Annotated in this window: 14 protein-coding genes; 7 read left to right on the top strand and 7 right to left on the bottom strand. The window is 60.9% G+C overall.

The annotated features are described in order from the left end of the window. Positions 1-11 precede the first annotated feature (11 nt). On the bottom strand, positions 12-908 hold the full coding sequence (gluQRS, locus tag ACOYXI_RS14890; RefSeq protein ID WP_098965640.1) for a tRNA glutamyl-Q(34) synthetase GluQRS: 897 nt from the start codon (positions 906-908) through the stop codon (positions 12-14). A gap of 339 nt (positions 909-1,247) precedes the next feature. Next, positions 1,248-1,691, bottom strand: coding sequence for an RNA polymerase-binding protein DksA (gene dksA / locus ACOYXI_RS14885; protein WP_007909922.1), 444 nt, complete (start codon positions 1,689-1,691; stop codon positions 1,248-1,250). Between the two features lie 334 nt (positions 1,692-2,025). On the opposite strand from dksA, the gene ACOYXI_RS14880 reads away from it, so the two are divergent. Both ACOYXI_RS14880 and sfsA read left to right on the top strand, forming a co-directional pair. Beyond that, the gene (locus tag ACOYXI_RS14880; RefSeq protein WP_461674991.1) at positions 2,026-3,198 is read left to right on the top strand and encodes a pyridoxal phosphate-dependent aminotransferase; all 1,173 of its coding nucleotides are present in this window, start codon (positions 2,026-2,028) and stop codon (positions 3,196-3,198) included. Further along, entirely contained in the window at positions 3,198-3,911 is a 714-nt protein-coding gene (gene sfsA, locus ACOYXI_RS14875; protein WP_135296575.1) for a DNA/RNA nuclease SfsA, read from the top strand. Before ACOYXI_RS14880 ends, sfsA begins: the two co-directional genes overlap by 1 nt. Here the strand turns inward: sfsA and ACOYXI_RS14870 are convergent. Next, a complete protein-coding gene (locus ACOYXI_RS14870) occupies positions 3,908-4,225 on the bottom strand; it encodes a Rieske (2Fe-2S) protein (protein ID WP_027614091.1) in 318 nt (105 codons plus the stop codon). The genes sfsA and ACOYXI_RS14870 overlap by 4 nt on opposite strands. 162 nt (positions 4,226-4,387) lie before the next feature. Between ACOYXI_RS14870 and ACOYXI_RS14865 the strand changes: the two genes are divergently transcribed. Genes ACOYXI_RS14865 through ACOYXI_RS14850 form a run of 4 tightly spaced genes read left to right on the top strand, consistent with a single transcriptional unit; the run spans position 4,388 to position 7,933 of the window. Then, positions 4,388-5,260, top strand: coding sequence for a heme/hemin ABC transporter substrate-binding protein (locus ACOYXI_RS14865; protein WP_461674990.1), 873 nt, complete (start codon positions 4,388-4,390; stop codon positions 5,258-5,260). A 50-nt stretch (positions 5,261-5,310) separates the two neighbouring features. Beyond that, positions 5,311-6,294: a FecCD family ABC transporter permease gene (locus tag ACOYXI_RS14860; RefSeq protein WP_209318241.1), complete on the top strand. Its 984-nt coding sequence runs from the start codon at positions 5,311-5,313 to the stop codon at positions 6,292-6,294. Next, positions 6,294-7,061 (top strand): heme ABC transporter ATP-binding protein, encoded by a 768-nt coding sequence (locus tag ACOYXI_RS14855; protein WP_098965630.1) that lies wholly within the window; start codon positions 6,294-6,296, stop codon positions 7,059-7,061. Before ACOYXI_RS14860 ends, ACOYXI_RS14855 begins: the two co-directional genes overlap by 1 nt. A gap of 20 nt (positions 7,062-7,081) precedes the next feature. Beyond that, entirely contained in the window at positions 7,082-7,933 is an 852-nt protein-coding gene (locus ACOYXI_RS14850; RefSeq protein WP_210558652.1) for a ChaN family lipoprotein, read from the top strand. Between the two features lie 226 nt (positions 7,934-8,159). Here ACOYXI_RS14850 and ACOYXI_RS14845 read toward each other — a convergent pair whose 3' ends face one another. The 4 genes from ACOYXI_RS14845 to ACOYXI_RS14830 all read right to left on the bottom strand — a co-directional run bounded on the left by ACOYXI_RS14845 (position 8,160) and on the right by ACOYXI_RS14830 (position 11,529). After that, the gene (locus ACOYXI_RS14845) at positions 8,160-8,960 is read right to left on the bottom strand and encodes a Crp/Fnr family transcriptional regulator (protein ID WP_461674989.1); all 801 of its coding nucleotides are present in this window, start codon (positions 8,958-8,960) and stop codon (positions 8,160-8,162) included. 16 nt (positions 8,961-8,976) lie between these two features. Next, positions 8,977-9,249 carry a TfoX/Sxy family protein gene (locus ACOYXI_RS14840; RefSeq protein WP_003228231.1) on the bottom strand — a complete coding sequence of 91 codons (273 nt, stop codon included), beginning with the start codon at positions 9,247-9,249 and terminating at the stop codon, positions 8,977-8,979. Between the two features lie 287 nt (positions 9,250-9,536). Then, positions 9,537-9,881, bottom strand: coding sequence for a pentapeptide repeat-containing protein (locus ACOYXI_RS14835; RefSeq protein WP_098965625.1), 345 nt, complete (start codon positions 9,879-9,881; stop codon positions 9,537-9,539). Positions 9,882-9,972: 91 nt separating this feature from the next. Then, complete coding sequence (locus tag ACOYXI_RS14830; protein ID WP_134787338.1) at positions 9,973-11,529, bottom strand: bifunctional aminoglycoside phosphotransferase/ATP-binding protein; 1,557 nt, start codon at positions 11,527-11,529, stop codon at positions 9,973-9,975. Between the two features lie 116 nt (positions 11,530-11,645). Between ACOYXI_RS14830 and mrcB the strand changes: the two genes are divergently transcribed. After that, on the top strand, positions 11,646-13,970 hold the full coding sequence (mrcB, locus tag ACOYXI_RS14825; protein ID WP_096797539.1) for a penicillin-binding protein 1B: 2,325 nt from the start codon (positions 11,646-11,648) through the stop codon (positions 13,968-13,970). The last annotated feature ends 2 nt before the right edge of the window (positions 13,971-13,972 follow it).

Here is a 13,972-nt window from a genome sequence, read left to right as displayed (position 1 = left end):
TGCAAGTGTCGTCATTGCAGTTGCGCTTCGGGCAGGGTCAGTGTGCGCGGGATCTTTGTCGCATCCCAGTGGGCTGCGCCCCATTTGAGCAATTCCTCGGGTGTGGCATGGGCCAGTTCGGCACCGGGGTTTTGTCCCAGCGCTCGCAGGGCCCGCAGCAGCAAAGGAGTGGCCTGATCCGCCTCAAGCGGCGGCGAACGGTAGGATTTGCCGAGTTTGTTGCCGTCCGGCTGCGTGATCAATGGCAAGTGCAGATAGCGCGGCTGACGCAGGCCCAACAGTTCTTGCAGGTAGAGCTGGCGCGGCGTGGAATCGAGCAGGTCGGCACCGCGTACGATGTCGGTGATGCCTTGCCAGGCGTCATCCAGCACCACGGCCAGTTGATAGGCGTAGAGGCCGTCGCGGCGGCGAATCACGAAATCGCCGACGTCGCGCCCCAGATGCTGGCGGAACTCGCCCTGCACGCGGTCGATGAAGTGGTATTCCAGTTCCGGCACGCGCAGGCGGATCGCCGCGTCTTGCTGCTCATGGCCGGCATTGCGGCACAAGCCCGGGTAAATGCCGTGATACGGCTCCAGCTGCTTGCGCGAACAGGTGCAGGCGTAGGCCAGGCCGTGATTGAACAGACTGTTGAGGACTTCGGCGTAGGCGTCGTGCCGGTCACTCTGGCGCACCATTTCGCCGTCCCATTCGAAACCGTAGCTTTCCAGCGCCTTGAGAATCGCCGCCTGCGCGCCGGGCTCTTCCCGGGGCGGATCGAGATCTTCCATGCGCACCAGCCAGCGCCCGCCGACCGCGCGCGCGTCGAGGTAAGAGGCGAGGGCGGCAACCAGCGAGCCGAAGTGCAGGTGGCCACTGGGGGTGGGGGCGAAGCGGCCGATGTAGGCGGGGGCGGTTTTGGCAGTCATTTGGACAATATAACTTTTCAGGATTCGCGCAGATTACCCCTGTGGGAGCGGGCTTGCTCGCGAAAGCGTCGGCTCAGACATCTTTGATGTTGAATGACACACCGAATTCGGGAGCAAGCCCCCTCCCACCAAAAGCGCAAACAGGGCAAAAGGTAGAAACATTACCCCTGTGGGAGCGGGCTTGCTCGCGAAAGCGTCAGTTCAGACAACCTGGATGTTGAATGGCCGGCCGCATTCGGGAGCAAGCCCCCTCCCACAAAAGCAAGGCAAAAGGGCAAAGGCAAAAGGCAGAAACAAAAACGGAGCGTTCGCACGCTCCGTTTTTCGTTCAGGTCGAGATTACTTGCCGACCTGCTTTTCCTTGATTTCAGCGAGGTTCTTGCAGTCGACGCACATGTCGGCGGTAGGACGGGCTTCGAGGCGCTTGACGCCGATCTCGATGCCGCAGGAATCGCACCAACCGTATTCACCGTCTTCGATCAACTGCAGTGTCTTGTCGATCTTCTTGATCAGCTTGCGCTCGCGATCACGGGCGCGCAGTTCGAGGGCGAACTCTTCTTCCTGACTGGCACGGTCGGCCGGGTCGGGGAAGTTGGCTGCTTCGTCCTTCATGTGATCAACAGTGCGGTCGACTTCCTGCATCAAGTCCAGTTTCCACTTGGTCAGGATCTTGGTGAAGTGCGCGCGCATGGGCTTGCCCATGTACTCTTCGTCTTTGGCCTGAACATAGGGTTCGAAGCCACTGATCGCCGTTTGCTGCTGTTGCTTTGCTTGGGTGGGCATGAAATGGACCGCCTCTACTCTTGTAATCCATTGCGCAGGATTGCTCCATCACCGACACCTGCCGGCCCTGCGGCTGCAAGCGGGCGAACTTACCAGATCAATTCGGCCTGCGCTACTCCCGGATGTCGAGGCCCCGGCGGGTGGCGCTTGCAGATGTTTGGCAAGCCGTGTCTGGCGCTGTTGAAAGCCTGTTCAATCACTGATTTTAGTCAATCCTGGAGCGTACGCTCATATCGTTACAGTCCAGCGTTCTTGAGGCTGTGACCGCGACGGGTTCTCGCTCGTTCCGGCAGATGGGTAGAATCGTCTCTTTTTCCCCGTCGAAGGAAAACCAATGGCTCAGCCTTACAGTGCGCGCAGTCGTGCGATCGAACCGTTCCATGTGATGGCGCTGCTGGCGCGGGCCAACGAACTGCAGGGCGAAGGTCACGACGTGATCCACCTGGAAATCGGCGAGCCGGACTTCACCACGGCCGAGCCGATCATCCGTGCCGGGCAGGCTGCGCTGACGGCGGGCAAGACCCGCTACACCGCGGCGCGCGGTATTCCTGAACTGCGCGAGGCGATTTCCGGGTTCTATCAATCGCGTTACGGTTTGAACATCGATCCGCGGCGGATCCTGATCACGCCGGGTGGCTCGGGTGCGCTGTTGCTGGCCAGTGCCTTGCTGGTCGATCCGGGCAAACACTGGCTGCTGGCGGATCCGGGCTACCCGTGCAACCGGCACTTTCTGCGACTGGTCGAAGGCGCGGCGCAACTGGTGCCGGTCGGGCCGGAGGTGCGTTACCAACTGACCCCGGATCTGGTGACACGTCACTGGGATCACGACAGCGTTGGTGCGTTGGTGGCATCGCCAGCCAACCCCACCGGTACCATCCTGACCCGCGATGAACTGGCCGGGTTATCCACCGCGATCAAGGCGCGGCACGGGCATCTGGTGGTGGACGAGATCTACCACGGCCTGACTTATGGCACCGATGCCGCCAGCGTGCTGGAAGTGGATGACAGCGCCTTTGTCCTCAATAGTTTCTCCAAATATTTCGGCATGACCGGTTGGCGGCTCGGCTGGCTGGTGGCGCCGGATGCGGCCGTCAGTGAGCTGGAAAAACTCGCACAAAACCTCTACATCAGCGCCCCGAGCATGGCGCAGTACGCCGCTTTGGCCTGCTTCGAGCCGGACACCATCTGCATCCTCGAAGAGCGCCGCGCCGAATTTGGCCGCCGCCGCGACTTCCTGCTGCCGGCGTTGCGCGAATTGGGTTTCAATATCGCCGTCGAGCCTGAAGGTGCGTTCTACTTGTATGCAGATATCAGTCAGTTCGGCGGTGATGCCTTCGCGTTCTGTCGACATTTCCTCGAAACCGAGCATGTTGCCTTTACTCCAGGGCTGGACTTCGGGCGTTATCAGGCCAGTCACCATGTGCGTTTTGCTTACACGCAAAACCTCCCTCGCTTACAGGAAGCGGTGGAACGTATCGCTCGCGGCTTGAAGAGCTGGCAAGGCTGATGCGCTTTTATCCGGCTCTGGAAGAGGCGCGGCTGATTCGTCGCTACAAACGTTTTCTGGCGGACGTTGAAACGGTCAATGGCGAGTTGTTGACCCTGCACTGCCCGAATACCGGCTCGATGCTCAACTGTCAGGTCGAAGGCGGGCAAGTGTGGTTCAGTCGCTCAAACGACCCGAAGCGCAAACTGCCCGGCACTTGGGAAATCGGGGAAACGCCGCAGGGTCGACTGTTCTGCGTGAACACCGGCCGCGCCAACGCCCTCGTTGAAGAGGCGCTGCAGGCCGGTGTCATCAGCGAGTTGAACGGCTTCACGGCGCTTAAACGCGAAGTGGCATACGGTCAGGAAAAAAGCCGTATCGATTTCCGCCTTGAATACCCGAGCGGGCCGGCTTATGTGGAAGTGAAGAGTGTCACTTTGGGGTTCGACGGGACGAATGTCGCGGCCTTTCCCGACGCAGTTACCCAGCGCGGCGCCAAGCATCTGCGCGAGCTGGCGCATCTGGCCCGTGACGGTATTCGTGCGGTGCAGTTGTATTGCGTCAATCTCAGCGGGATTGAAGCGGTGCGACCGGCCGAAGAAATCGATTCGGCGTACGCGGATGCCCTGCGTGAAGCGGTGGCGTGCGGGGTCGAGGTGTTGGCCTACGGTGTGCGCTTGAACCACGAAGAGATGGTGATCGACCGGCGGCTGGACGTTTTGCTCAGCGGTTAAACATCTATCCACAGCCCCTGTGCGTCTTCGCGGCAGGGGATGGCGGTCAGGGATTGCCCGGCGCAGGGCCCGGCGACGCATTCGCCGTCCTCGATCAGAAACAGTGCGCCGTGGGTGGCGCACTGGATCAGGCTGTTGCTCGGGTCGAGAAACTGGTCGGGGTGCCATTCCAGACCGACGCCGCGATGCGGGCAACGGTTGAGATAAACATAGGCCTGACCATTGCGGCGCACGGCAAACAGTTTGTTGCCGTCGATGTCGAAACCGCGGCTGCCGGCCTCAGCGAGATCGGCGCCGGCGCACAAAAACTTCATGGCTATCCTCAAATGTCTGCTCGTTTCAGGAAATGTCCGAGCTTGACGTTTAAATGCAAACAATTATCAAATGGCCGCCTTCGCCCACTGCGCGCAACCGCCGTCAAGGATACTTGGCCCGCAGGTTCGCTGCCCGGGAAAACTTTTCAAGGAAAGCTGCGTATGCGCCTGATTACCCGCGTTGCCGTGCTGTGTGTCGGACTGCTCGCCAGCCTTCAGGCGACAGCTGCCGATTTGCCACAACGTTGGGTCAGTGCCGGTGGCGCGCTATCGGAGTGGGTGAGCGTGTTGGGCGGCGAATCTAAACTGGTCGGCGTCGACACCACCAGCCAGCATCCGCAATCGCTGAAGAAGCTGCCCAGCATCGGCTATCAACGCAGTCTCTCGGCAGAAGGCATTCTCAGTCTGCGCCCGGACATCCTCATTGGCACCGAAGAAATGGGCCCGCCACCGGTTATCGCTCAAGTGAAAAATGCCAAGGTACATGTCGAACTGTTCTCGGCGCAGCCGGATCTGCCGACACTGGAAAAAAACATCACGCATCTCGGGCAGTTGCTCGGCGCGCAAGCCCAGGCGGCGCAGTTGCTGGAAAGTTATCAACAGCAGCTAACCGCGCAGAAAGCCCGAGTCGCCGAGTTGCAGACCAAACATAAAGCGCCCGGTGTGCTGGTGCTGATCGGGCATGCCGGCGGCAAGCCATTGATTGCCGGCAAGGACACTGCCGCCGACTGGCTGCTGCAACGGGCCGGCGGACATAACCTGGCGACGCATACCGGTTACAAACCGTTCTCCGTGGAGTCGCTGGCCGGACTCGATCCTGAGGTGCTGGTGTTTGCTGATCGCGCGTTGAGCGGCGAGGCGGCGAAAGCCGCGCTGTTCAAGGAAAACCCCATTCTCAATTCAAGTCGTGCGGCCAAGGCCGGGCGGGTGCTGGAGCTGGATCCGACGCTGCTGGTCGGCGGGCTCGGGCCGCGTTTACCGGCGGCACTGAAGGATTTGTCTGACGGCTTCTACCCGACCGCGAGCGGCCAATGACCGTATTGGTCAAACCACGAAGCCTGTTTATCGGCCTGGCGCTTCTGTGTTTGCTGGCCATCTGGCTGTCGTTGGCGTTGGGGCCGGTGAGTCTGCCGCTGTTCGATACGTTACGCGCGGCTCTGCGCATGCTCGGCGTGCCGCTGGCGCCGGATGGGCTGGAGCAGGCTGAGCTGATTCTCGGGCAAATCCGTCTGCCGCGCACCTTGCTTGGATTGGCTGTCGGCGGTGTGCTGGCGTTGTCCGGTGTGGCGATGCAGGGCTTGTTTCGCAATCCGCTGGCCGATCCCGGGTTGGTCGGGGTTTCCAGTGGGGCAGCGCTGGGTGCGGCGGTGGCGATTGTCGGCGGGTCATTTTTTGGCGGTTTGCCGGAGTGGTTCGGGCCGTACCTGTTGTCGGCGTGCGCGTTTCTCGGTGGACTGGGGGTGACGGCGCTGGTCTATCGGCTCGGTCGGCGCAACGGCCAGACTAACGTCGCGACCATGCTGCTGGCCGGGATCGCCCTGACGGCATTGGCAAGCTCGGCGGTGGGTCTGTTCACCTATCTGGCGGATGACGCGACTTTGCGTACGCTGACTTTCTGGAATCTGGGCAGCCTCAATGGCGCCAGTTACGCGCGTTTGTGGCCGTTGCTGATTATCAGCACTGGCGTCGCGCTGTGGTTGCCGCGGCGTGCCAAGGCGCTGAATGCGTTGCTGCTCGGGGAGTCCGAAGCCGGGCACCTGGGGATTGATGTCGAACGGCTCAAACGTGAATTGGTGTTCTGCACGGCGTTGGGTGTTGGCGCGGCGGTAGCGGCAGCCGGGATGATCGGTTTCGTCGGGCTGGTGGTGCCCCATCTGGTGCGTTTATTGGCGGGGCCCGATCACCGGGTGTTGCTGCCAGCGTCGGTACTGGCGGGTGCGAGCCTGTTGTTGCTGGCGGATCTGGTGGCGCGGCTGGCGCTGGCGCCGGCGGAGTTGCCGATCGGTATCGTCACGGCGTTTATCGGCGCGCCGTTCTTCCTCTACCTGTTGCTGCGAGGTCGTGCCTGATGCTGCGTGCGCACAATCTGCACATCCGTCGCGGACGCAAGACCGTCCTCAGCGACGTCACCCTGCAGCTTGAACCCGGTGAGGTGTTGGGTGTGCTCGGACCGAACGGTGCCGGCAAAAGCACCTTGCTCGGTGCCCTGTGCGGTGAGCTGGCGGCCAGTGAAGGTGAGGTGTTGCTCGACGACAAGGTGCTGAGTCACTGGACAGGTACGCAGCGCGCTCAGCGCCTGGCGGTGTTGCCGCAGGTGTCGACCCTGGATTTTGCCTTTCGCGTGGAAGAAGTGGTCGGCATGGGCCGTCTGCCTTATCAGAGCGGTCGGGCGCGCGACGACGAGATCGTTGCGGCAGCGCTGGCCGCTGCGGATGCCGGGCATCTGAGCGGGCGCAGTTATCTGGCGTTGTCGGGTGGCGAGCGCCAGCGTGTCCATCTGGCGCGGGTGCTGGCGCAGCTATGGCCAGGGCAGGCCGGACAAACCCTGTTGCTGGATGAGCCGACCTCGATGCTCGATCCCTTGCATCAACACACCACGTTGCAGGCGGTGCGCGAGTTTGCCGATCGTGGCGCGGCGGTGCTGGTCATCCTGCATGATCTGAATCTCGCGGCGCGCTATTGTGATCGGGTGTTGCTGCTCGAAGGCGGGCGCCCGGTGGCGCTGGATACGCCGCAGCAAGTCTTGCGACCGGATACGCTCAAGGCCGTGTTCGGCCTTGAGGTTTTGGTGCAACCGCACCCGGAGCGCGGGCATCCGCTGATCATCGCCCGCTGATTTCTCATCGAGGTGTTGGTATGCGCGGGATGTGGTTGTTAGCGGTGTTGCTGCTTGCAGGGTGTCAGCATGTTGCCCCGCCCCCGCCAATCAGTGGCGAAATTCGTGATCTGCACAGCGGCCAGATACTGACGGCACAGGAACTGCTGACGCGTCTGTCGGGGCCGCAACTGCTCATCATCGGCGAGCAGCATGACAACGCCGATCACCACGCCGCGCAGTTGTGGCTGTTGCAGGCACTTGGGGAGCAGCGTCCTCAGGGCAGTCTGCTGCTGGAAATGCTCACGCCGAAGCAACAGCCGAACGTTGACCAGGTTCGCCATGCAGCAGCGCCCCCTACTGATCTTCCCGCCGCGTTGGCCTGGCAGGATGGCTGGGACTGGAATTTCTATGGACCGATCATTCGGTTTGCCCTCACGCAACCCTATCCGCTGTTGGCGGCCAATCTGGATGACAGTGAAATCCGCGCTGTCTACCGCCAGTCGCCAGCCCTGAGCGGTGTTCGCAGCAATGCGGCATTGGTGAAAGCCACGCTGCTCGAACAGATCAGCGATTCACATTGCGGCTTGCTGCCCAAATCACAGATGCCGGCGATGCTCGCGGTTCAGCAACAGCGCGATCGACGCATGGCCGAACGTTTGCTGGCAGCGCCGATGCCAGCCTTGCTGCTGACGGGTGCCTGGCATGCGCGCAAGGATGCTGGCGTGCCGCTGCATGTTCTGGATCTGGGCGCAGCCCAAGCGCCAACGGTGCTGATGCTGGCCGAGCAGGGCGCCGAGGTGACTGCGGCGATGGCCGATTACGTCTGGTACACCCCGGCCACGCCCGCGCAGGATTACTGCGCACAGATGCGCAAACAGTTCGGGCAATGACTTTTCCACAGGCAAAAAAAGACCCGGTAAAAACCGGGTCAAATAACCGTGATTAGCCTGATGAGGAGATAATCTGAGAGTCCGAACCAAGGGCTTTTCAGAATATCGACTGATCTCGCGACCAGTTGTGATAATCATAGCGATTCTCATTAGCGAGTCAACCACTGTTTTTCCGTTTGCTTGATTTAGTCGTGCAAATGGCCGGAATGTCCCGGAAACAGGGGGCTTAACGCGCAGCCTTGATCGCACTCAGTTGCGTGATCTGCTGATTAAGCTGGCCGATGCGCCTGGCCATGCTCTCAATCAGGCTGTGGGCAATCTTCGGATTGTTACGGGTCATGCTCAGAAACTGCTCGCCTGGAATCAGCATCACCGTGCTTGGCTCGCGAGCGATGACAGTGGCATTGCGCGGTTCACCGGTGAACACCGCCATGGCGCCGAAAATCTCGTCCTTGGGCACTTCGCCGACCTTGTGCCCATCAACAAACGCTTCGGCATGCCCCTCGATGATCACGAAGACGTGATCAGCGGCATCGCCCTGCCGGATCAACACCTCACCACTCTCGACCCGTTTGAAGCCATTGGTGCTGCGAAACTCCCGTGGCTTCAGTTCGGCCACCGCGTGAGCCAGCAGCGCCATCTGCCCCAGCAGATACTCAAGCCACTGTTCGGCCCGGCCCGGTTCGGCATACAAATGCTGGAACAGTTCGGTTCGCCGATAGGGCAACAAGCGCGATGGCCCTTCGCTGCGCAGTCGGCAATCGGCCCAGGCGTCACCTTGCTGTAGACCGAGCAGATCGCCTTCCTGCCAGTAAAAGAGCGCACGACCGCCGATATAGCCGTGGATCACGCCTTCTGTCAGCAGAAACAGCTGATCGTGTGGGAGCTGCTCCATCAGGTCGTCAGAGATTTCTGTCTCAAAGGCTGGCCCGCACGGCGCAAGGCCTTCCAGCCAGCGCGCGGGCAAGCTCTGCAAGCGATTGATCAGTGCATCGACCGGTGCCGATTGTTCTCCGAGCAGATACATGGCCGTCAGTGCCTGTTCAGTTCTTGTGGCGCGAGGAAATGGCTTCGAGCTGCTTGTTCAAGGCGTCTTTGCGTTCGGCCGGGATGTCGTTCCAGTGCACATCCATCAGCGCCCCTTCGATCGCGTACAACAACACCTTTGATGCGCGAAACCCGCGGGTACGCACGGCCCGATAGGCGTCCACCGCCCCCAGGCGACGCAAGTCCGAGGCGCTGTGGATGCCCACGGCATGCAGCCACTGCGCCGACGTCTTGCCAAGATTCTTCAGGTGTTGCAGTTCATCATTCATCAAGCCTCCTTGCGACGGCCGAATGGTGCGTGGGCGATCTTCTCAGGAGTGTAGCCATCAGTAGGAAAAGCGTGGTTGTTTGGTCGGATTCGACGCAAACGCTTCTAAGAAAGGCGATGAGATCTGGCGAATGCAATAGTAAGGAGTGTGACGCATACAACTGTAGGAGTGAGCCTGCTCGCGATAGCGGCGTAACAGCCGACATCCATTTTGAATGTCAGTCGGCTATCGCGAGCAGGCTCACTCCTACAAGGGGAGGGTGTTGTGTCAGGGGCTGCCGATGGTGCTCAGCGAGTGCGATAGCGCAGGCGGGTGCCGAAATTCATCGACATCAGGATCTCGTCCGCACTCAGTTCCGGCGGGAAGTACGCGCCGGAAATCTGCGCATGGGCCAGGCTCGCGCCTTCGAGTGATGCATTACGGAAGTCGATGCCACGCAAATCGGCAGAACGGAAGTAGGCGTCCCGGAAATCCACGCCATCGGCGTTCAGTTCACGCAAGTCGAGACCACGAAAGTCGCCACCAACCATGTCGATCGGGCCGTCGTTCGGGCGTTCCTTGTTGAAGCCTGTGATGTCGTCTTTGTGCAGCAGGGCATAAAGCGGGGTGTCGAGAAGTTTCGGCTGGCTCATGTCACATCACCTGTTGGTTTTATGACGCCAGTATAGTGCCACTATTTGACGGCCGTGAAGCAAGCGAGGGCTTCACGGCCGAAATAGTTTCTTACAGGCCTGGCAGGCGCTGGCGGATCTGTGCAACTACGGTGTCGAGGGTCCCGCTTTCATTGGTCTGTACGCGTTTGCTGCGCAGAATTTCTTCTGGCGTCAGCGCTTCGCGGCTGGCCTGCTGGGCCTCTATTACCGCCAGCGTGGCGTCGGAAGGATCTTTCTTGTCAGCCTGACGAATCGCCAGCCAGCTCTCGATCACGGCTTGCGGTGCGTTGCAGTCGAGGATCAGGAACGGCGTGCCGGTGGCTTCGGCGACTTGAGCGGCGTTGTCGCGTTGCTCGCGCTTGAGGTAGGTCGCATCGATCACTACCGGGAAACCGGCGTGCAGGATCACTCCGGCAATCTCATGCAGACGGGCATAAGTGGCGGCGCTGGCGTCGGCACTGTAAATCCCCGCCTGCACGTCGTTAGCTACGGTCTGCTCACCGAACAGGCGCTTGCGCTCGACGTCGGAACGCAGGCGAATCGCGCCCAGCGCTTCGACCAGACGCATCGCCACGTGGCTCTTGCCGACAGCCGATACGCCGTGGGTGATGGCCATGAAGCGCGAAGGAATGGTGCTGTAGCTTTCCGCCAGGTTGGCGTAGTTGCGGTACTGGCGCAGGGTGGTGGCGCGCTGCACCGGGGTGGCGTCCGCCGGCATGCTGAACAGTGCAACTTTGGCGCGAACCAGTGCGCGGTAGGCTTTATAGAAGTTCAGCACTTCCAGGCCTTGATAGTCGCCGGTCAGCTCCAGGTACTGGCTGATGAAGCGGCGGGCCAGGGATTTCAGGCCACGGTCTTCCAGGTCCATCGCCAGGAAACCGGTGTCGGCCCAGACGTCAGTGAAGCGGAACGGTTCGTTGAACTCGATGCAGTCGAAGATCACCACTTTGCCATTGATGACAGTGGCGTTGCCCAGGTGGATGTCACCGTGGCATTCGCGAGTGAAACCCTCGGCCTTGCGCTGGGCGAACAGTGGTTTGAGGCGTTCGAAGCTGCTCTCAGCCCAGGCTTGCAGGGCCTCGAGTTGCAGCAGATCGTTTTTGTCGCTGAGGAACGGCAGGATCTGCTCGAAGTTCTGGCGCACCGGGGCCATCACGCTGTCCGGGGTACCGGCCTCGTGGTCGGCCGGGACTTTTGGCGCACTGAGGTGGAATTTGGCGATCTGCTCGGCCATTTCATCAATGTGCTGAGTGGTCAGCTCACCGTTGGCCTGCAGGGTGCTGAGCAGGCCGGTCTGCGGGAATTGACGCATCTTCAGCACATATTCGATCACCGGGCCGTCGCCACCCAGTTGTGGCGCCTCGACGCTGCCGGTCACCGGCAACACGTCCAGATACAAATCGTCGGTCAGACGCTGGTTCAGACGCAGTTCTTCAGCGCAGAAATGTGCGCGCGACTCTAGGCCAGTGAAGTCGAGGAAGCCGAAATTCACCGGCTTCTTCACTTTATAAGCAAACGGGCCGGTGAGGATCACCCACGAGATATGGGTTTCGATGACCTGGAACCCTTCGACGGGGTGCGGGTAGAGGGCCGGGTTTTGCAGGGCAGCGATCAGGGACTGGCTCACGGGCGATCCTTCAGAGACTGGGAAATTCGAGGTCGCCATTATGGCCGCTCGCCAGCCTGACGCAAACCTCGGAGCGCTCCTGTTGAGTATGAATAAAGTGCGTATAATCCGCCGCCATGACTCGAACTCGATCCCCCCGTACCAAGAAAAAACCAGTCTCCAAGGGCCTCAGCCCATGGTTGAGCTGGGCCATTAAACTCAGTCTGGTCGGCCTTGTGGTGCTGGCCGGCTTCGCCGTTTACCTCGATGCCGTGGTGCAGGAGAAGTTCTCCGGCAAGCGCTGGACCATCCCGGCCAAGGTATACGCGCGTCCGCTTGAGCTGTTCGTCGGACAAAAGCTCAGCAAGGAAGATTTCCTCACCGAGCTCGATGCCTTGGGCTATCGCCGCGAAGCCGTGAGCAATGGCCCTGGCGCTGCTGCCGTCAACGGCAATACCGTTGATCTGAATACCCGCGGCTTCCAGTTCTATGAAGGCCTGGAAAAAGCCCAGCCAGTACGCGTGCGTTTCTCTGGCGACTATGTGGCCGAGCTCTCCGGGCTCAACGGCGGTAAATTGTCCGTGGTGCGGCTCGAGCCGCTGATGATCGGCGGCATCTACCCGAAAAACCTCGAAGACCGCATCCTGATCAAGCTCGATCAGGTGCCACCGTACCTGCTGGAAACCCTGGTAGCGGTGGAAGACCGCGACTATTACAGTCACTGGGGCGTGTCGCCGAAGTCGATTGCCCGGGCGATCTGGGTCAACACCTCTGGCGGCAAGATGACCCAGGGTGGCAGTACGCTGACCCAGCAACTGGTGAAGAACTTCTACCTCACCAACGAGCGCAGCCTGAGCCGCAAGCTCACCGAAGCGATGATGGCGATGCTGCTGGAGCTGCACTACGACAAGAAGGAAATTCTTGAGGCCTACCTCAACGAAGTCTTTGTCGGCCAGGACGGTCAGCGTGCCGTGCACGGCTTTGGTCTGGCCAGTCAGTTCTTCTTTGGTCAGCCACTGTCCGAGCTGAAGCTGCATCAGGTCGCTTTGCTGGTCGGCATGGTCAAGGGCCCGTCCTACTACAACCCGCGCCGCAATCCCGAGCGTGCGCTGGAACGGCGTAACCTGGTGCTCGACGTGCTTGAGCAGCAAGGCGTGGCGACTGCCGAACAGGTTGAAGCGGCGAAGAAAATGCCCTTGGGCGTGACCACGCGCGGCAAGCTTGCCGACAGCTCGTTCCCGGGCTTTATCGATCTGGTCAAACGCCAGTTGCGTGAAGACTACCGTGACGAAGACTTGACCGAAGAAGGCCTGCGGATCTTCACCAGTTTCGACCCGATTCTGCAGATGAAGGCCGAAGCGTCGGTGAATGACACCTTTAAACGCCTGGCTGGACGCAAGGGCTCCGATGACGTGGAAGCAGCGATGGTCGTGACCAACCCGGAAACCGGCGAAGTGCAGGCGATGATCGGTAGTCGTCAGGCCAGTTACGCCGGTTTCAACCGGGCGCTGGACGCCGTGCGGCCGATCGGTTCCCTGGTCAAGCCAGCGGTGTATCTGACCGCACTGGAAAAACCGAGCCGTTACACGCTGACCAGTTGGCTGTCGGATGATCCGCTGTCGATCAAAGGCGCGGACGGCCAGGTGTGGAAGCCACAGAACTACGACCGTCGCTCCCACGGCACAGTCTTCCTCTATCAAGGGCTGGCGCATTCGTACAACCTGTCGACCTCGCGCCTGGGTCTGGAAGTCGGTGTGCCGAATGTGCTCAAGACCCTTGCGCGTCTGGGCGTGACCCGGGAATTCCCGGCGTTCCCGTCGATGCTGCTCGGGGCTGGCGGCATGACCCCGATCGAAGTGGCGACCATGTATCAGACCCTCGCCAACGGTGGTTTCAATACGCCGATGCGCGGGATTCGCAGTGTGCTGACCGCCGATGGCGAACCACTCAAGCGTTATCCGTTCCAGATCGAGCAGCGTTTCGATCCGGCGTCCATCTACCTGATCCAGAACGCCATGCAGCGTGTGATGCGTGAAGGTACCGGCAGCTCGGTTTATAACGTGCTGCCAAAGACCCTGACGCTGGCCGGCAAGACCGGTACCAGTAACGATTCGCGTGACAGCTGGTTCGCCGGTTTCAGTCAGGATCTGCTGGCGGTGGTCTGGCTGGGTCGCGACGACAACGGCAAGACCCCGTTCACCGGGGCGACCGGTGCATTGCAGGTCTGGACCAGTTTCATGCGCAAAGCCGATCCGCTGCCGCTAGACATGCCGCAGCCGGACAACATTGTGCAGGCGTGGGTCGATTCGCGTACCGGGCAAGGCTCCGATGCCAACTGTCCGGGGGCGGTGCAGATGCCGTATATTCGCGGCAGCGAACCGCCACCCGGCGCCGCGTGTGCAAGCGAAACGCCTGCCTCGCCGGAGTCGGTGATGGATTGGGTCAAGGGCTGGATGAATTAAGC

This window comes from Pseudomonas sp. G3-19, from assembly GCF_054855875.1.
Note: the sequence above shows the minus strand (reverse complement) of the source record. Positions and strands in the feature narration are given on the sequence as shown.